Annotated in this window: 15 protein-coding genes; 8 read left to right on the top strand and 7 right to left on the bottom strand. The window is 62.6% G+C overall.

What is annotated here, in order from left to right; translation table 11 throughout:
- Positions 1-2 precede the first annotated feature (2 nt).
- From ACTJK6_RS19910 to ACTJK6_RS19890, 5 genes are all read right to left on the bottom strand, one after another.
- The gene (locus ACTJK6_RS19910; RefSeq protein ID WP_232038813.1) at positions 3-1,343 is read right to left on the bottom strand and encodes an MFS transporter; all 1,341 of its coding nucleotides are present in this window, start codon (positions 1,341-1,343) and stop codon (positions 3-5) included.
- A gap of 282 nt (positions 1,344-1,625) precedes the next feature.
- Positions 1,626-2,576 (bottom strand): UTP--glucose-1-phosphate uridylyltransferase GalU, encoded by a 951-nt coding sequence (gene galU, locus ACTJK6_RS19905; RefSeq protein WP_440839931.1) that lies wholly within the window; start codon positions 2,574-2,576, stop codon positions 1,626-1,628.
- A gap of 266 nt (positions 2,577-2,842) precedes the next feature.
- On the bottom strand, positions 2,843-3,661 hold the full coding sequence (locus tag ACTJK6_RS19900; RefSeq protein ID WP_260801113.1) for a DNA-binding protein: 819 nt from the start codon (positions 3,659-3,661) through the stop codon (positions 2,843-2,845).
- Positions 3,662-3,980: 319 nt separating this feature from the next.
- Positions 3,981-4,991: a ParB/RepB/Spo0J family partition protein gene (locus ACTJK6_RS19895; RefSeq protein WP_316879699.1), complete on the bottom strand. Its 1,011-nt coding sequence runs from the start codon at positions 4,989-4,991 to the stop codon at positions 3,981-3,983.
- Complete coding sequence (locus ACTJK6_RS19890; protein WP_316668838.1) at positions 4,988-5,656, bottom strand: ParA family protein; 669 nt, start codon at positions 5,654-5,656, stop codon at positions 4,988-4,990. The genes ACTJK6_RS19895 and ACTJK6_RS19890 overlap by 4 nt, the downstream gene beginning before the upstream one ends.
- A 416-nt stretch (positions 5,657-6,072) precedes the next feature.
- Between ACTJK6_RS19890 and ACTJK6_RS19885 the strand changes: the two genes are divergently transcribed.
- Positions 6,073-6,276: a cold-shock protein gene (locus tag ACTJK6_RS19885; RefSeq protein ID WP_004632415.1), complete on the top strand. Its 204-nt coding sequence runs from the start codon at positions 6,073-6,075 to the stop codon at positions 6,274-6,276.
- A gap of 76 nt (positions 6,277-6,352) precedes the next feature.
- Here ACTJK6_RS19885 and ACTJK6_RS19880 read toward each other — a convergent pair whose 3' ends face one another.
- Complete coding sequence (locus ACTJK6_RS19880) at positions 6,353-7,429, bottom strand: replication protein RepA (protein ID WP_045205615.1); 1,077 nt, start codon at positions 7,427-7,429, stop codon at positions 6,353-6,355.
- Between the two features lie 1,437 nt (positions 7,430-8,866).
- On the opposite strand from ACTJK6_RS19880, the gene ACTJK6_RS19875 reads away from it, so the two are divergent.
- Positions 8,867-10,171: an NCS2 family permease gene (locus tag ACTJK6_RS19875; RefSeq protein WP_232038817.1), complete on the top strand. Its 1,305-nt coding sequence runs from the start codon at positions 8,867-8,869 to the stop codon at positions 10,169-10,171.
- Positions 10,172-10,462: 291 nt separating this feature from the next.
- Here ACTJK6_RS19875 and ACTJK6_RS19870 read toward each other — a convergent pair whose 3' ends face one another.
- The gene (locus tag ACTJK6_RS19870) at positions 10,463-11,725 is read right to left on the bottom strand and encodes an integrase (RefSeq protein ID WP_440839930.1); all 1,263 of its coding nucleotides are present in this window, start codon (positions 11,723-11,725) and stop codon (positions 10,463-10,465) included.
- A 298-nt stretch (positions 11,726-12,023) separates the two neighbouring features.
- Here ACTJK6_RS19870 and ACTJK6_RS19865 point away from each other — a divergent pair, with 298 nt between their 5' ends.
- From ACTJK6_RS19865 to ACTJK6_RS19840, 6 genes are all read left to right on the top strand, one after another.
- Positions 12,024-12,806: a DUF4397 domain-containing protein gene (locus ACTJK6_RS19865; protein ID WP_260801110.1), complete on the top strand. Its 783-nt coding sequence runs from the start codon at positions 12,024-12,026 to the stop codon at positions 12,804-12,806.
- A gap of 90 nt (positions 12,807-12,896) precedes the next feature.
- Positions 12,897-15,314, top strand: a complete 2,418-nt coding sequence (locus ACTJK6_RS19860) for a PAS domain-containing protein (RefSeq protein ID WP_440839929.1) — start codon at positions 12,897-12,899, stop codon at positions 15,312-15,314.
- Positions 15,315-15,408: 94 nt separating this feature from the next.
- The gene (locus ACTJK6_RS19855; protein WP_316869271.1) at positions 15,409-16,635 is read left to right on the top strand and encodes an AI-2E family transporter; all 1,227 of its coding nucleotides are present in this window, start codon (positions 15,409-15,411) and stop codon (positions 16,633-16,635) included.
- A gap of 225 nt (positions 16,636-16,860) precedes the next feature.
- Positions 16,861-17,292 (top strand): hypothetical protein, encoded by a 432-nt coding sequence (locus ACTJK6_RS19850; RefSeq protein ID WP_440477324.1) that lies wholly within the window; start codon positions 16,861-16,863, stop codon positions 17,290-17,292.
- Between the two features lie 7 nt (positions 17,293-17,299).
- Positions 17,300-18,472 (top strand): glycosyltransferase family 4 protein, encoded by a 1,173-nt coding sequence (locus ACTJK6_RS19845; protein ID WP_440839927.1) that lies wholly within the window; start codon positions 17,300-17,302, stop codon positions 18,470-18,472.
- A complete protein-coding gene (locus ACTJK6_RS19840) occupies positions 18,450-18,986 on the top strand; it encodes a phosphatase PAP2 family protein (RefSeq protein ID WP_260801105.1) in 537 nt (178 codons plus the stop codon). Before ACTJK6_RS19845 ends, ACTJK6_RS19840 begins: the two co-directional genes overlap by 23 nt.
- Positions 18,987-18,988: the final 2 nt, after the last annotated feature.

The raw sequence follows: 18,988 nt of genomic DNA, 5'->3' as shown, positions 1-18,988 counted from the left end.
GGTCAATGTTCGATGCGGGAATGCTCGCGAGTATCGCGCATGAACACGTACACCAACAGCGACAGGAAGATCGTGCCCGTCACATACCAGTAGAACAGCGACTCGTGACCCGCTTGCTTGAGCCACAGCGCGATGTACTCGGCCGTGCCGCCGAAGATCGACACCGTGAGTGCATACGGCAGGCCCACGCCCAGCGCACGCACTTCCGCGGGGAACAGCTCCGCCTTGACCACCGCGTTGATCGACGTGTAGCCGGAGACAATCACCAACGCGGCCATGATCAGGAAGAACGCCGTCCACACGTTGGTGGTCTGGCTGATGCCGGTCATGATCGGCACGGTGAACAGCGTACCCAGCACGCCAAACGCGATCAGGATCGGACGGCGGCCAATGCGGTCGGACAGCCCGCCCACGATCGGCTGCAGCATCGCGAACAGCAGCAGCGTGGCACCGGACACCAGCGTCGCCGTGTCCTTCGACAGCCCCACCGTGTTGGCGAGGAACTTCTGCATGTAGATCGAGTACGTGTAGAACGCCACCGTACCGCCCGTCGTCAGGCCCACGACCGTTGCAACGGCGCGCGGATGCTTGGCCAGTTCCGACAGCGTGCCTCGCTTCTTGTTTGTCTTCGCGGCGGTAAAGGATTGCGTCTCCTCCATGTGCGAGCGCATGACCATTGCCAGCAGCGCACACAGCGCGCCGATGAAGAACGGGATGCGCCACCCCCACGCCTCAAGCTGCGCCGGCGACAGCACGAACTGCTGCAGCACGATCAGCAGGGCCAGCGCCGTCAGTTGCCCGGCGATGAGCGTGACGTACTGGAAGCTCGAGTAGAAGCCGCGGTTTTCCTTGTTGGCGACTTCGCTCAGGTACGTGGCCGAGGTGCCGTATTCTCCGCCGACCGACAAGCCTTGCAGCAGACGCGCCAGCACCAGCAGCACGGGTGCCGCCACGCCGATGGTCGCGTAGCTCGGCGTGAGCGCAATGATGAGCGAGCCCGCGCACATGAGCACCACCGAGAAGAACAGCGCGCGCTTGCGGCCGTAGCGATCGGCGTAGATACCCATCAACCACCCGCCCACCGGACGCGCCAGAAAGCCGACCGCAAACACCGCCGCCGTATTGAGCAGCTGCGCGGTCTGGTCGCCCTTCGGGAAGAACGACTTGGCAAAGTACAGGGCAAACGCCGAGTAGACATACCAGTCGTACCACTCGACAAGGTTGCCAATCGAACCGGAGAAGATGGAACGCAGACGACGGCGTACGTCTGCGGGAGTGTCTTTGGTGGGGGCCTGCGCGGGCGAAAAGTCGCCCGTGACCGCACCAGCCTGAGGCTGCGTCATGGTGTCTCCTTGGAGCGTTGCGGCGGCCTTTGCTGGTGACAGTTCGCACACGGAGCTGCGTGTGCGACGTCCAATCGGTCCGCCGGTTTATGGGTGGTCGCTCTTACTCAAGAAGCATTCCATGCAGAAAACAGGCGTGTCGACCCGCCACAAACGCCCATGGCACCAGGCTTTGCGGGGAATCGACCGAACAACGGGAGATCGGAGAGGTGTGCGGTTTATCAGAATCGGCCGGGCGGCCTGTGCGGAAACCCGCACGACCGATTCTGAAAGGGACGAAGCTCAGGCGGCCACGCTCAGCGGAACGGTGTCGCGAACCAACGACTCCATCTCGGCAGACACATCTTCATGCGTTTGGGACAGGCCCAGACGCTCATGCAGATACGCCTCAAAGTCAGCACGCACTTCCGGGTGGCGCAGCGCAAACTCGACCGTCGCCTGCAGGTAACCGAACTTGCTTCCGCAATCGAACCGCTGACCACGGTAGCGATAGGCCAGTATCTGCTCTTCGGCCATCAGGCTCTGGATGGCGTCCGTCAACTGCAATTCGCCGCCTGCGCCAGGCTTCAGATTGCGCAGATGATCGAAGATGCGCGGCGTCAGAATGTAGCGCCCGACCACGCCCAGGTTCGACGGCGCATCCTTCGGCGCCGGCTTTTCGACGATGCCATCGAGCTTGACCAGCCGATCATCCCATTCACGGCCGGCAACCACGCCATACGACCGCGAGGCTTCGGGCGCAATCGTTTCGACGCCGACGATGGAGCAACGGTAGTGATCGTAAAGCTCCGTCATCTGCTGCATGACGGGCGGCTGGTTGTCCAGCAAGTCATCGGCCAGGATCACGGCGAAGGGTTCGTCGCGTACCAGTTTCTGCGCACAGAGCACGGCGTGGCCGAGACCCAGGGTCTCCGGCTGACGCACATAAAAGCACTCGACGCCCGACGGCTTGATGGATTGCACCATCTCCAGCAGCGCCTGCTTGTTCTTGGCGGCCAGCTCGGTTTCAAGCTCGTAAGCCTTGTCGAAATGGTCTTCGATAGCGCGCTTGGCGCGGCCCGTGATGAAGATCATTTCCGTGATACCCGCGGCGGCAGCCTCTTCCACCGCATATTGGATCAGCGGCTTATCGACGATCGGCAGCATCTCTTTCGGGCTGGCCTTGGTGGCGGGTAGAAAACGTGTACCGAGTCCCGCCACGGGAAACACGGCCTTGGTGATCTTCTCGTTCATGACAACTCCATTGGTGAGACGTAGCGTCATGAGCAAGTCATATGCCAGCGTAAATAAAAGGGGTCGACCCTTTGACGGAGCACCATCTGGCGCCCCCCGCGCAACGTTGCGGGCGTTGCATCGGCACCTTTCCTACAACGGGTTGAAACTCCGTCGCACCAACTTTCAGCGCCGAAAGTCGAAAAGCGTACCCAATTCTGCGTGCCGTTCTGAGCCAACTCGCGCTCGGCCAGACCAGTAAGCACCCGCTAACAGTGGGTCGAAAATCAGGAAGATGGCTTGACCCAGCCGCGCGAGACCGGCGCGGTGCGCTCGGGCGTGCGCCGGTAGGCATCGATCTGGGCGTTCAGTTGCGCGACCTCGGCTTCCAGGGTGCGGATGCGCTGACGCAGTTGATCGGCTTCGTTTTGCGTCTGCTGGCGCACCGCATCGTTTTGCAGGCGTAGAAAGCGCTCCGTACCCGCCAGCGCGCTGGCCGCGCCCTCCAGGCGGGTCACGGTTTCCATGGTCTGCTCCAGGCGCTCGAGGGTCGCGTCGGTCAACTTGGGCGGCACGGCCGGCGCCGTGGCAAGCGCTTCGCCGAGACGCCGCTCCAAGTCAGCCATGGCGGCCTGCAATTGCCGATTGCGCGCGGCTTCGTGTTCCAGCGCGCGCTCCGCCACCTCGGCTCGGATGCGCGCTTCCATCCATTCGGCACCCGCACCGGGCGCGCCAATGGCGCGCGAAGCGATGCGGTTGCGTTCGTCGCGCGCTGAAAGCGTACCCGTTTCTGCGTGTGCCAACGGGATCGGCCAAGGCTCAACCGCATCCGTACCGATACCACTTGCAACCGGCCCACGCCCCTGCGCCCGGTCGATCGCCTTCTGTAACGTCGCATTGCTCGGACGCCGGCGTACTCCGGCTTCCGCCAGCCACTGCACGTAACGCCGAACGCCGTAGACACGGCGCGTCACCGCCTGAACGGCTTCGATCACCTCATCGAGGAACACAGCGTTGTCGTGCGGGAAGGCGATATCCAACCGTCGAATCGCTTCAACGATTCGTTGCTGCTGCTCAGCCGAGAAATAGAGACCGGGGCGTGCCATAGGGGCTATCGAGTGTCCATATAGTGTACATAAAGGGTTAAAAACCTCAAGCGGTGTATGTTACATATCATTATTTACATTTTGCGTATTTGTACTTGCAGTCCAATCGTGAAGCATAAACATCCCCTTTGAATGGCAAGCCCCCCTCATTTCAGCGCCGGGCGGGCGGGGGAACGAGCCTTCCATGGGGTGCACCGGACACCGCTGAGCCTGCGCAGAAATGGGTACGCTCCACGCGCCGATATGGCCCTCGTGGCCGAAATCAGGGCAAAAAAAAGCGCCCCATGGGGCGCTTCTTGTGGACAAATCTGCGGCGGAACTACAGTAGGGCGACGTCCAGGCCAAATCGGCTTTTCAGCGCTTCCACCAGCGATTCCCGGGCGGCACGATCTCCGAGCTTCACATCAAGCATCACTCTCCCGGAATCCCACTCCTTGATTGTGCCGAGAAGATCACCTTCCGCGCTTCGAATCTTGTATTGGCGGCTGACTTCCTTCACCTTGCGAGTACGCCCTTCTTGAGCCACCTTGCGGATCTGCTCCACGTCGCGGCTTGAGAGCCCCTCTTCCAGTACGCGATGTACCAGCTCACGCGTACGGTCTTCGCCCGCGCTCTTGAAGTACAGCGTCAGCTCGTATCCGGTCGCGATACCAATACCAGCCGGTCGCTCCTTCATGACTTCGAGCACTGACTCCGGCAGTTTCAGCAGCGCCAACGTCTTGTTGACCGTTCCTGCGGATACGCCGGTAATCTCGCAAATATCTTCTTCTTTTTTAACTTTTCCTTCATCTAGCAGCTGCCGCCAAGCGATGGCGTTGTCCAACACGGATTGGCCGGAACGCTGCTCGTTCAAGACGAAGGACAGCCGATAGAAATCGATATCCGACAGGCCGTCCTCGATGAAGCAGTCCATCTCGGCCTTCCCAGCGGCGGCCAAGGCACGCTTCCGGTAGTGGCCATCGATCAGGACATACCAACCTGGGCGTGCCGGGTCTGGCGCCGCCAAGCCTGGCGTCTGCTGACCATGCGTAGCGATGGACGCCGCCCGCTCCTGGACGATTTGCGGATCGTAGATGCGGCGGGCGTTAAGCGGATTTTCCTGCAACCGTTCAAGCGGAACCTTGATCACCCGGCGTTCAGACGTATTCGCGGGCACAGGACTTTCAGCGCTGAAAGCAGCGGCGGGGGCAGCTTGGCCAAGCAGGCCGCGAGGGTGCGATGTAATCGCTTTTTCTGCTAGCGCAAAACGATCAACGGGTGTCGCCTTGGTCTTCTCTGCGGCAATGCCGGCCAGCATGCCGTCTTTGAGCGATTTCAACTTCGCGCTCATACACGTTCCTCCTGCAACAACTGCAACACCTCGTCGATCAAGATGTCGACTTCACTGATGGCTTCCCGGGCGCCCGACACACCATGCACCGTCGCACCGATCGCCTGACACTCCCGAAATGCAGAGCGCGAACCGATCATGGAATCCATCAAAGGAATATCACCATCATCACCAAGAATTTCAATTGCTTGCTTCGCGAGCGAAACCCGCCGCTGGACCATGTTCGCCAGTACGCGAATGCGCAGCGTTTCGTTGGTTACCTGGGCCTGCTGCGCGAGGGCTTTGGCGGCCACGGCAGCCCAGAGATCCGGAGGCGACGGCACTACGGGAATCAACGCAATGTCGGAGATCAGCAGCGCGCTTGACGAAGACGGCGAGTGGACCGCTGGAGGGCAATCGACGACGATGTAATCGTAGTCCGCCACAAACTTGCGCACCTCTCTGTGCATGGCGCCGCCAGACGGCGCTAAACCGATCACCGAAGCTGGAAAGGGCTTGTCTTCGGGCGCTTGAGCGGCCCACCGTGTGGCCGTTCCTTGCTCGTCCATATCGACCAGCAGCGTTTTACTCCCCCGCAAACCAAGGGTTCCGGCGATGTGCATGCTGACCGTGGTCTTGCCGCATCCGCCTTTCTGATTGAATACCGTTACGATCTTGGCGCTCACTGGTCCTCCACTTTCAGCGCTGAAAGTCAGCAGCGCTCATCTTAGGGAAGACAGCATAAAAACACAAGTTCGATAAATTTCAATTCATACAAATTTCAACGGATAGGCGCACCCGAAAAAGAGGCCGTCTAGGTGGTTTTCAATTCACCTAAATTGAGATGTAAATGCGGCCTTTAGCGCATAACTTTCTGCGTTCAACCCAACATTTACGGGCTTTGTAGGTGTTTACCAGTGGGATGCATAAAAGCGACATTTCGCGAAAATACCGCCCATCGACACTCTGCCTCAAACTGGTTATGATGCTCGGACAGTCGTCTGAAGACTTTGTCTACGCAAGATTCGGAATCAGCCGGTTCTTCGTGCGATGTCCGGATCGGCTGGACGACGTGTTTTTTGTTTTTTAAAGGAATTTTTGCATGGCCACGGGTACTGTCAAATGGTTTAACGAAACCAAAGGCTTCGGCTTCATCACTCCGGACGGCGGCGGCGCAGATCTGTTCGCGCACTTCTCCGAAATTCAGGGTTCGGGCTTCAAGACCCTGAAGGACGGCCAGAAGGTCACCTTCGAGGTGAAGCAAGGCCCGAAGGGTCTGCAAGCCTCGGCGATCAAGCCGGAATAAATTTCAGGCTGATCGCCTGAGATGAAAAAGGGGAGCATCTGCTCCCCTTTCTTTTTGTCCAACGCTTTTGCGTGCTTCAGGCCAGCTTCCGCACGCTGGTACGCGATGGCTGCAGAATCAGCGCCTTGGACGAGTCAGCATCGACTTTCGCGTCTGGATAGACAACCAGCACGTCCTTCAGCGCCTTGCGGAACAACGCACGGAATTTCCGCTCGCTTTCGGTCTCGGTACCGAATTGCATCTGCAGCGCTTCCCAAGGGATCTCCGTACGCTTCTGGATCGTAAAGAAGCGGTATGTGAGCCACGAATACACATCCAGTGCAAACGGCGATTGCTTGAGCGCCTTCAACGCACGCATATCCACCGGCACAGGACGATTTACGAGCTCGTTGAAGAACGGTTCGGACAGCACCACGAAGCTCTCAAACATCGAGCCCTGGCCCGGCTGCATTGGATCCCACCACGTCGACAATTGATCGGCCAGCAGGTAACCGATGCGATCGATCGACAGTGGTTCCTGGTTCTGATTCTGGCTGCTGGGCGCCGACTTGTTCTGCACGATGGCAATCGTGGCAGAGAACAGGCGGATCATCTGCTGGCGCACCAGCGTCATGGTGCCACGCTTACCGCCGGTGGCCATTGGGATGCCCAAGTTGTACATGAACTCGGACAGCGAGTTGCCCAGCGAAATGCGCCGGTCTTCCACCGTGCCCTGGAATTCGCCGCGCTTCTTCTTGGCCATGATCTCCTTGCCGATCCAGGCCAGCATCAGCCGAGGATACGAGCCATAGGGATAGCCGAAAGAGACCGTCTCGGAGACGATGCGCTGCCGCCCATTGCTGGCCCGCTCAGAACGCTGCTGCGTGAAGTAGCCCGGCTGGATCATCAGCGAAATGTTGCCGCTGGAACGCGTCCAGACTGGCGGTGCCCCCTTTGGAGCGCGATAGGGGAGGGTGACCTGCACGCTGGCGCGGCTGAGAAAGCCAACCTCGCCGCTTTGCCAGGCGTCTTCCCGTTCCATCGCCTGTGCTTCGTCGAACAGGCGCTGAAACTTCTCCGGCGCGGCAATGACTTGCCCTCCCGAGGGGACGATGATGCGGCCGGGCGACTCGTCGGCCGGTTTCCCATTGGGTGTAAGGCGTTTGGTGACCATGGTGGGCAAGAATTGTTCAGAGCCTTTGTACTAAAACGCCTTCGCCTTGTCACGCAGAATTGGGTACGTTTTCTTATTTTCGCTCGTTGTCGCGGGAAGGGCATCGGTGGGCAACCGTTAAGGTTGTCCACGGAAGACCTTTCCTCACTACAAGCTATATATACCTTCTACGTTTACTACAGGTAAACCGTATACGCGGCCCGTAAAGCCTTGTCAGAGCTGGGTTTAGAGGGGTAAACCGAACCAGATTCTGCGAACGCGCGAACCAGATTCTGCGCGACGGCGTACCCGCTTCTGCGCGAAACCGTACCCGCTTCTGCGCATTGGGCGTACCGGAATCTGCGGGGACAACATCATGTTGTCCACAGTGTTATCCACAGAAAACCGGGGTTGGGCGAGGCCGTTCGGTGCGTTTTCGTACGCGCGTACCCGTTTCTGCGGCCGATTTGACGATTTTTTAGACCGGCTCAGCCTGTTTGTCGTCGAAGCGTACCTGTTTCTGCGTGGATCAAGGGGATTTCGGCACATGTTGGCGTACCCAAATCTGCGCGCATGCCGATTCCGGCGATTTCTTGGTGCTTGTTACCGTTGGCTGTTCGCTGAAAGCGAGCGCACGCTTCGCACCATCTGCATAGGACCCACGCGTACCCGTTTCTGCGTGGCGGCTAGAAAACGGCATATAGCTGCTGATCATCAAGCCTGCTGCCTAAGACGGATGAATCCTGAACTTTCATCGCTGAAACCTGGACGAGGGCAGACTGTTTGGCAATGTCTCGCGGCGAGACGTTCCAGCGGCCGTACCTGTTTCTGCGGGTAAAAAGCCTTATTGGCCAAGGGCTTGGCGAGGGGGCGTGCAGATAAGGCGTACCCGTTTCTGCGGAGGGCCGCGCAGAAACGGGTACAGCCAGCGCCGGGCTTCTTCCGCAGAAACGGGTTCGCTTTGGAGGGAGCCTTGGACGCGACCATGCGCAGAAATGGGTACGGCGTCGCACTTCAACGGCTCGCAGAAACAGGTACGCCTTTACCTGTCAGTACGCCCTCTGTATTCGTGGAAATTCGTACCCGTTTCTGCGCAGACAAGCGCAGAAACGGGTACGCCCGTCGCCACGCAGGCCGCGTAGCATCGGGCCTTCGCAGAAACGGGTACGGTTTGTCGGTGGAGTCGTGTCCTGCGCTGCCTGGGCGATAGGGCTCGCCAGGCGATGTGCACACGCCCGGCGTTTCGGGCATCATGCGCATCCCGCGCACCGGGCTGGCACTTGGCCGGCGCGTTTTCCATCATTCGATTCGCATGAACGGCATTTCGTACGCGCCGCCTTGGGGCGCCGGAATCTTGCTAAGAGTAGCCTCGCCCCATGGTGGGCGTGCATCGGGGGAGCCAGGCGCAGGACGGCGTCGGCCAGCCATGACACTTCACAACAAGAGGAGACAACCTGAATGACCTGGCTCGCGCGCACCTTCAAGCTCGAGGAACACCAGACCGACGTCCGCACGGAAGTGCTTGCCGGGCTGACGACGTTCCTCACCATGGCGTACATCATCTTCGTCAACCCGAACATCCTGGCTGACGCAGGCATGCCGCACGACGCGGTGTTTGTTGCCACCTGCATTGCCGCGGCAATCGGCACCGTCATCATGGGGATGTACGCGAACTACCCGATCGCGATGGCGCCGGGCATGGGCCTGAACGCCTACTTTGCGTACGCGGTGGTCAAGGGCATGGGCTTTACGTGGCAGGCGGCACTGGGCGCGGTGTTCATTTCCGGCTGCCTGTTCCTGCTCGTGAGCGTGTTCCGCATCCGCGAGATGATCGTCAACGGGATTCCGCATTCGATTCGCGTGGCGATCACGGCGGGTATCGGGCTGTTCCTGGGCATCGTGTCGCTGCGGGGCGCGGGGCTGATCGTCGGGAATCCGGCGACGCTCGTGACGCTGGGCGATGTGCACCAGCCTTCCGTCATCCTGGCGGTGATCGGCTTCTTCGTGATCGTGGCGCTGGACCACCTGCGCGTGAAGGGCGCCATCCTGATCGGCATTCTGGCCGTGACGGCAGCGAGCTTCTTCTTTGCGGGCAATACCTTCCACGGTGTGGTGTCGATGCCGCCGTCGCTCGCGCCCACGCTGATGCAGCTCGACATCATGGGTGCGCTATCGGTCGGCATCCTGAACGTGGTGCTGGTGTTCTTCCTGGTGGAGCTGTTTGACGCGACCGGCACGCTGATGGGCGTGGCCAACCGCGCGGGCCTGCTCAAGCAGGGCAAGATGGACCGTCTGAACAAGGCGTTGCTGGCCGACAGCACGGCCATCATGGCGGGCTCCCTGCTGGGCACGTCGTCGACCACCGCCTATATCGAAAGCGCTTCGGGTGTGCAGGCCGGTGGCCGGACAGGGCTGACCGCGCTGACGGTGGCGGTGCTGTTCCTGCTATGCCTGTTCTTCTCGCCGCTGGCTGGCGTGGTGCCGGCTTACGCGACGGCGCCCGCGCTGCTGTATGTGTCGTGCCTGATGTTGCGCGAACTGGTGGATCTGAACTGGGAAGACACCACCGAAGCCGTGCCGGCCGTGCTGACAGCGCTGATGATGCCGTTCACGTATTCCATCGCCAACGGCGTCGCGTTCGGCTTCATCACGTACTCGGGGCTGAAGCTGTTCACGGGCCGCATGCGCGAAGTGCCGATCATCGTGTGGATCATCTCGGCGGTGTTCCTGTTCCGCTTCTTCTATCTGTCGGGCGGGCACTGAGCGCCAGGGTCTTCAAGCAACACACAATGAACGCGGACTCTCGGGTCCGCGTTTTTTTTTTTGGAGCATTTGAGTCAAAGCGTACCCGTTTCTGCGTGCGATTTCGGGGCCGAGCGTACCCGTTTCTGCGTGCCGCCGTCGACAATTTGGCGGCGAAGCGTACCCAATTCTGCGGACGAGGTAAGCGACAACTGTCGCGCAAATCGCGCCGACAATTGATTTCGACAATGCGTGAATACGGCATCTGCGCAGACGGTGCGTACCCGTTTCTGCGCGATGTGTGGAGGAATGTCAGGCGGACGGCAGGGCCAGTTTGCGCGCAGCGTCAGCAATGCTGGCGGCCAGATCGGCTTCGCGCGCACGCACGGAAGCACTCGGCAGGGCGGTAAGACCGAGCGCATGGGCGATGTCGGCGGCGGCTTCGCCAGCGGCAAGCCGCTCGCGCAAGTGAGCCCCGCGCACGCCGCGCAACGAGGCATTCGCCAGGCGTACTGCCGCGTCGGCGTGGCCCAGGCCACGAGCGTACTCAGCCGCTTCACCGAGCATGGCCTTGACGATGAGCAGCAGTTGCGAACGCGAGGCGATGCCCTTGCGCTCGCCGAAGTCGCGGCGCAGGGCGGGGGAGTCGATGATGGTGCCGTCTGCGCGTCGTGGCGATCGCTTGCGCACCGACAGCAGCAGCGGCGTAGCTTCATTCGGCAACGGCAGCGGCGACAGGCCAAAGGCTGTGCGGTACTCGCGCAGCGCAGACATCAACGCATCGCATGGCAGCCAGCGCTGCGAGCGGCCTGTGCCGATCGCCAGCAGCCAGACCGACGCGGGCAAGAGTGCGTCGGATGTCGCGTGGCCGGTCGGCACGGCGTGCAGCGCCACGTCGCCCATGCGGGCGGACACCAGCTCCGATACACGTATCCCCGCCTGTGCGAGCAGCACGGCGAGGAAGTGATCGCGCGCCTGGCGCAAGCGCGCTTCACGGCCCAAGGCGACACGCGCACGCACGGCATCGATCATCAATGCCATGTCGGATGCGCTCAGTGCCGAGTCCGATTCGGATGCCCCGACGGATTTGGGTGCAGGCGCGCTTGGCGCCGGCACGGTAATGACGATCGCATCGTCATCGAGAAATGGATTCGCGCGCAGATAACCCGTGCGCTGCAGCCAGCCGCAGAGATTCGCCGCGATGACGCTGCTCTGCCGAGTGGAACGTGCCGAGAGCGGGCCGCGCAGCGGCGTCCAGTTGGCATCGTCGCGTTCGATGCCGCGCGCACTGATCGCCCATGCAGGCGGTTCTTGCAAAAAGCGCAAATAGGCCGACGCGTCGTCGCGCTGCCAGCTTGCGATCGGCTTACCGAATGTGCGCGCGTACCAGCACACGCGCTCCGCTTCTACGCGGTACTGCGAGAGCGTGGAAGCACTCACCGCACGGGCGCCAGAAGCGCGCGCAGCGAGCCACGCCTGCACGCGTTCGCGCTCTTGCGCGAAAGCCTGCAGATCGGCCTGGGAAGCGGCGTTATCGGGAAGGGGCACGGCATCAGCCGGGCGTGGTTCGAGCATGCGAAGCGTGTGTGAGGCACGAAGGCAAAACAGATCGCGCAAGTATAGCGATCCGCATTCACGCCCAGGCCGCGAGACCTGATTGGAGTGGTCATTCAACTGCGATGGGCACGCGCCGTGCTCAATGCGGGAACGTCGCTTCGTATGTCGGACGCATCCGACAAAACGATCGGAACCGGTTCGATAGGCGCGCGGAATGTGCGCGTTTATCTTCGGCTCCACAAGTTGACAACAACGGACATGGGCGTGCGATGGTTGCGGCCCGATTCATGAAAGGACTCTCCCTCCGAGGTGCAAGATGAAGATACAGATCAGGAAGATCGTCGCCGTGCTGGCGCTGGGTTCGTTGGGCGTGCTTGCCGGATGCGGCGGCGGTGACGACGACATCGGGCAGATCATCGGCACCAGTTCGCCGCAATACCGCACGGTGCACGCCAACCCGTTCATCGGCAACGTTGACTTTGGGGTGAACGGCACCACGAAGATCACCAATGTGGGCTTCAAGAACGTCAGCAACTATTTCGGCATCGACGCGACGGCCAGCACGGGCACGGTGTCGAACACGGGCAGCAGCACGCCGCTGGCCTCGACCGGCTTCACGCCCGCAAACGGCCACCGCTATACGGCGCTGGCCATCGTGGCCGCCAACGGTTCGGCGACGAGCCTGGCACTGATCGATGATCCGTACAACAAGTCGATCCTGTCGGACAAGGCGCGCGTGCGCACCTTCAACGCTTCGTACAACGCCCCCAACGTCGACGTGTACGTGACCGCGCCGAATGTGGATCTTTCCGCCATTGCGCCGACGATGAGCGGTGCTGCGTATGGCGGCGCTGCGCCGGCCAGCACGCAGGATTCGATCTACGTCGATGGCGGCACGTACCAGGTGCGCGTGGCGACGGCGGGAACGAAAAACATCATCTTCACCTCGCAGCCGTTCAGCCTGGCCAACAACGCCGACTGGCTGATCACCACGCTGCCGGCAGGGGGTGTTGGCGCGGTTACACCGAACGCGATTCGTGTGCTGGTGGCACAGGCTAACGGCGCTTCGCAGACGGCCTCTGAATTGCCCTCGCAGTAACGTCGTTCCACGCCCTATGATGCGGTGCTGCGGCACCGCATTTTTTTGGGCGGCGCCTGCCGGGAATGAAAACTGCTAGCGAAGGGCGCAATGAGTGAATCCGTAACGGGCTGGTCGGCACCCGTGCGCGCAGCGCGCGAGACGCGTGCTGCACTGGCCGCCAGGAAGCAGGTTGATGTGTTCTGGGTAGACGATCCGTTGACGGGTACGCGTCTGCACGTGAGCGCCGGGGCGCAGACGTGGGGCGTGCAGCCCGATTCGTTGTGCGGTATCCGCGACCGCTGGCTCGTCCATGTGCATCCGGATGACCATATGGCCCTGCGTGCCGCCTGGGAGGGCTTGGCGCGGGGGCAGGAGTTCGTCCTCGAATACCGCTGGCTCGGTCCCGACGACGGGCAAACGCGCGAATACCGCGTTCGGGAGCGCGGCTACCTCATGCCAAGCCTCGACGGTGCATCCGCTCATGCCGTCGGCGTGGTCGAAGACGTGACGCAGGGCCAGCAGACCTTGGCGGTGCTCGCCGAGTCGGAATTCCAGCTGCAATGGCTGACCGAAAGCGTGCCGTTTCCGCTTGTGCAGATCGACCCCGAGCACCGCGTGCGCTTTGCAAACCGCGCCTATGCAGAGCGCTTTGGCGCTCGGCACGAAGACGTGCTGGGGCGCCATCTGCGCGAACTGATGGGCGAGGCGGCATATGCGCGCGTCCTGCCATACCTGAGCGATGCATTCGCTGGGCAGCGCGTCGAATTCGAAATGGAGCTGTCGTACCCGGCCGATGTTGGCCGCCGCTTCGTGCATGCCGCGTATTCGCCGCAGCATGGTCCGGACGGCAGCGTGCAGGCGCTCGTTTGCGTGGTGGAAGACATCACCGAGCGCAAGGAGGCCGAGCACGAGCGCTTTCGCCATCAGCGCGAGTTCGTCACGCTGGTCGAGAACGCGCCCGACGTGATTGCGCGGCTCGATCGCGAACTGCGCTGCGTGTATGTCAACCGCGCCGTCACCGAAGCCTTTGGTGTGACGCCTGCCGGGCTGATCGGAAAGACGCTGGCTGCATCGCCCCTTTCCGCCGAGGTCACGTGCCCGCTGGAGGACGCCGCGCGCCGCGCCTTCGCCTTGGGCGCTGAACAGACGCTTGCATTGCATCTGGACGTGCGGGACGGACGCCCGCGCATTGCGCACTACAACGCGCGTGTCATTCCGGAAGCCGACCGGAATGGTGCGATGGAATCGGCGCTGCTCATCATTTACGACGTGACCGAACGTACCGAGGCCGAGCGCGAGCGCGATGCCTTGTTGTTGCGCGAACAAGCCGCGCGTGCACAAGCGGAGGCCGCAGCGCTGGCGCGGGATCAGTTCCTGGCGGTGGTGTCGCACGAACTGCGCTCGCCGCTCAATGGCATCCAGAACTGGGCGTATGTGCTGGAGAGCCAGATCGCAGGCGGTGCGCCGCTCATGCAGCGCGCGCTCGCCGGTATCAAGACCGGCGTCGAGCAGCAGGTGCGCTTGATCGAAGACCTGCTGGACGCCACGCGCGTGATGAGCGGAAAGCTGCGCCTGACACGCGAGCCATTCGTGCTACGCGCGGCGCTGGAGAGCGCGCTCAACAGCGTGCACACGCTGGCAGCCGAACGCCACATCACCCTGCACACCACCATCGAACTGAACGATCACGAGATTGACGGCGATGCCGATCGGGTCGAGCAGATTGTGTGGAACCTGCTGACCAACGCCATCAAGTTCACGCAGGAAGGTGGCGAGGTCTGGCTGTCAGCCGATCTGCTGGGCGAGGTGGCGCGCATTGTCGTGCGCGATAACGGCCGCGGGATTGCGCCGGCGTTCCTGCCGTACCTGTTTGATCCATTTCGCCAGGCTGACGGCGCGCACACGCGGCGCACGGGCGGCCTCGGACTGGGTCTGGCGTTGGTCAAGCGCCTGACCGAACTGCATGGCGGGCGCGTGTATGCGCGCAGTGAGGGTGAACAGCAAGGCACCACCTTCACCGTATATCTGCCGCTGCATGCTGGCGCCGATCTGATCACGCCGCTGGCTGACGACCCCGATCGCACCGGGCCATTGCCCTCGCTGGCGGGCCTGCGCGTGCTGCTGGTCGACGATCAGCACGATGCCCGCGACGCGCTGGCCACACTGCTCACGCAAGTCGGTGCGGAAGTCGGCAGCGTGGGCTCCGGCCACGAAACGATGGCGCTGCTCGACGCCTGGAGCGCGCGGGGCGAAGCAGGTCGCCCGCAGGCGGTGGTGTGCGACATCGCGTTGCCCGATGAAGACGGCTACGCGATCCTGCAGAGAATTCGTGCATGGGAACACGAGCATCTGCCGGCAGGTACTGCGCCGATGGCCGCCATTGCGCTGACTGCATTTGCACAGCCGCACGATCGTGCGCAGGCGTTGGCCACGGGTTTTCAGGAACACCTGATCAAGCCCGTGTCGCCGTACGATTTGGTGCGCACGTTGCGCATGCTTGCCATGCCTGCTTCCACGCCTTCATAGGCGCACCAAGGCACAATTTTTGCGCAGAGAACGGTGAACCACTTTCTCTGCCATGCCAGCTGAACTCACACCGCCTCCCCCGCAGCCGGAACCCTTGCACGGCAGCCTTCTCGACGGGCTGCGGCAGCCGGCTTGGCGCGTGGCGATGGTGCTGGTGGCCATTGGTGGCACCCTGGTATTTCTGCAATGGGCACGGGCGTTTCTGGTGCCGTTCACCCTTGGCGTGGTGCTCGCGTTTGCGCTGAACCCGGTGGTCGTGTGGTTGCGGCGTTGCTATGTGCCGCGCCCCATTGCAGCGGCCATCGTGGTGCTCGGTCTGTGGATTGCCGGTGCAGTGCTGGTTTTCGGAATGCAAGACGGCGTCTCTGCCATGGCGGCCCGGCTGCCGTTGGCCGCGGAGCGCATGGCAGAAGCCGTCGATGGTATGCGCGGGCACATGGGCGGCGCATTCGACAAGATGCGCGAGGTGACCGTCGCGCTCGAGCACGCCGCCGAAGGCGTGCAGGGCAAGCCGGCACCGGCGCCTGCCAAGCGCTCGCCTGCAGCTGCTGCACCTGCTGATCAGGCGGCCGCACAGCCCGTCCTGCCATTGCGCGAGTTCCTGTGGACGGGCTCAGCCAACCTCTTCGCGCTGGCGGGCCAACTCGTCGTGGTCTCGTTTCTCGTCTACTTCCTGCTTGCGTCTGGCCAGGCGCTCAAGCGCAAATGGGTGCGCGCGGTGGGCAACACGCTGAGCGAGAAAAAGCGCGCGGTGCGCATGATGGCGGTCATCGGCACACAGATCCAGTATTCGCTACTGGTGCTGTTTGCCACCAACATTGTGCTGGGGGTACTGACCACCGTGGCCTTTGTGCTGCTCGGTATGGAAGACGCGGCGGTCTGGGGGCTCGCGACCGCCGTGCTCCATTTCGTGCCGTATCTCGGTTCGGTGGTGATTGCCGTGGCCAGCGGCATTGGCGCATACCTGCAGATGGGCGCGTGGTCAGATGCGCTTGTCGTGGCAGGCGTCACGCTGCTGCTGGCCACGCTGGTCGGCACGCTGCTCGTGACGTGGCTGCAGAGCCGGGCGTCCAAGCTCGATCCGTGCGTGGTCTACATCGGCCTGCTGCTGTGGGGCTGGCTGTGGGGCCTATGGGGGTTGCTGCTGGGGACGTCGATCACGGCGATGATCAAGGTGGTATGTGATCACGTCGATCGGCTGCGTCCGCTCGGTACGCTGCTCGGCACCACCGATGCGCCCGCCGGCGTGTCGCAGCGGTTGCTGGACCGACTGCGCGGCCGCCCGACACGTCGCTCGGAGCGCGTGCGGCTTCTCCGCTGATTGCACAAGCGTCACCTTGCGCAGCAAGCGTTACAAGCGTGCATGTAACGCTTACGCAACGATCACGTCTCGACGCCAGCGCATGCGTCGGCAGGTTGTATCGTTGACGTCGCGTTGTTGTGCAGTAGTGGTGCGGGTCTTGTCGATTGCATGTGGTATGCGTGCGCTGTGGGCACGTCGGTTGCGGTGCGCAAGGCAATCAGATCACGTCCGCAGGAGGGCGCCATGAACCGACTACGCCCCACCTTACGTGGCCCGCATCAGCGCAGCGAACGGCCGGCAGGTACGACACCGCCGCGTGCGCCAGGGGCGGGCCGAAACGCTGAAAACATCGACAAGATGCTCGGCAAGCCCGAGCAAGGCAAGTCGGAGTCGGGCTCGGAAGATCGGCTCCCGCACGAGCGCGACCAGCAACTTGAAGAGCAACGTTCCGCCCCGCGCAGCGATGTCGAGCAGGCCGCGCGCGACATCGAAAGCGGCCAGCTCGACACTGATCTGCACAACACCCCGGGCGTAGAACGCGTCGTGCGAGAACGCCATGCGGCCAACCGCAACGACAGCGATCGCCAAGTCGCCAACCGCAGCGCAGACGACCTTGCTGACAAGCGGGGCCACGCAGGTGGCCCTTCGCGCAGCCGCGACGAACACAAAGGTTGATCGGCCCATGCGCATTGCCTATGTGACCGAAACCTGGCCGCCGGAACTCAACGGCGTGTCGCTCACTGCCGCGCGCACCGTGGCATTTTTGCAGGCGCGCGGGCATGACGTGATGGTCGTGCGCCCGCGCCAGGGCGCCATCGACGCCGGCCAGCCTGCGTTGGCGGACGAAACGTTGCGTGTTCGTGGCGTGCCGATTCCGCTGTATCCGGATTTGCGCATGGGCTTGCCCGCACGGCGGCGCCTGCTTCGCGCGTGGGGCGTCTATCGACCCGACCTGGTGCATGTCGCCACGGAAGGGCCGTTGGGCTGGTCGGCCATTCGGGCTGCGCGGCAACTTGGCGTGCCCGTGACTTCGGATTTCAGAACGCGCTTTGACGAGTACGGCCGCCACTACGCGTGGGATGGGGCCGTAACGCTGGTGCGCGCCTATCTGCGCGCCTTTCACAATCGCACCGATCGCACCTTCGTTCCCACGCGCGAGCTGCAGCGGCAGTTAAGCGACCTCGATTTTGAGCGCCTGACCGTCAGTACGCGGGGCGTGGACGCACACAGGTTCACGCCGCAAGACCGCAGTCACGCGTTGCGTGCGCAATGGGGCGCCAGTGCCGACACACCGGTCGTGCTCACGGTGGGGCGTCTTGCGTTGGAAAAGAACCTGGGTGTCGCGCTGGATGCATTTGATGCCGTGCGCGAGCGCGTTCCCGAGGCCCGCCTCGTCATGGTGGGCGACGGTCCACAACGCAACGCGCTGCGCCGTCGTTGCCCCGATGCCATCTTTGCAGGCACGCAGCACGGCGAGGCATTGGCCGCGCACTATGCATCGGCGGACGTGTTTCTCTTCCCAAGCCTGACCGAGACCTTCGGCAACGTGGTGGTCGAGGCCATGGCCAGCGGCTTGCCCGTGGTGGCGTTCGATACTGCCGCGGCCGGCATGCACGTGCGCAGCCACGAGAACGGCTGGCTTGCGCCTGTCGGCGATGCCGCGTCGTTCACGCAGGCGGCCGTCGTACTCGCCACCAATGCCGGCTTGCGGCAGCGCCTGGGCCAAGCGGCGCGGTTGACTGCGCAGGCGCTGGATTGGCCGCGCGTGCTCGAGCGCTTTGAAGCCGCGCTCATCGCCGTGCACGACGCTGCCACCAGCGGGGAGGCCTACCATGGCGACCCACGCCTGGCCTGACTGGAAGCGCTGGCGCGAGCGCGATCGGCAGCTCGCCGTGGCGCTCAACCACGTGGCGGGCGATGCGTCGGCCATGCGCTTCTATCGTGGTGTCAGTCGCCTTGGCGACGGCATGCTTTGGTATGCGTTGATGGCGGCGTTGCCCGTGGTGGGCGGTGACACCGGCTGGGAATGCGCCAAGCAGATGGGCCTGACAGGGCTGCTCTCGCTGGTCATCTACATCCTGCTCAAGCGCGGCGTGTGCCGGCCTCGGCCCTACCTCTCGTGCGAAGAGATCCACCTGTGCGGGCGCGTGCTCGATCAGTTCAGCTTTCCATCGGGCCACACGCTGCATGCGGTGTCGTTCAGCATCGTGATGGCGGCGTATTACCCGCGCATGGCACTGGCGCTCGTGCCGTTCACGCTCACGGTCGCCGTCTCTCGCGTCGTGCTTGGTCTGCACTATCCGAGCGACGTGCTGGCGGGTGCAGGCCTCGGAATGTTGATCGGCGGATTGTCGGTGTGGTTGTTTTAGCG

Source organism: Ralstonia sp. 22086 (assembly GCF_052045975.1).
Taxonomy (GTDB): domain Bacteria; phylum Pseudomonadota; class Gammaproteobacteria; order Burkholderiales; family Burkholderiaceae; genus Ralstonia; species Ralstonia wenshanensis.
This window is presented reverse-complemented; position numbering and strand designations above follow the sequence as displayed.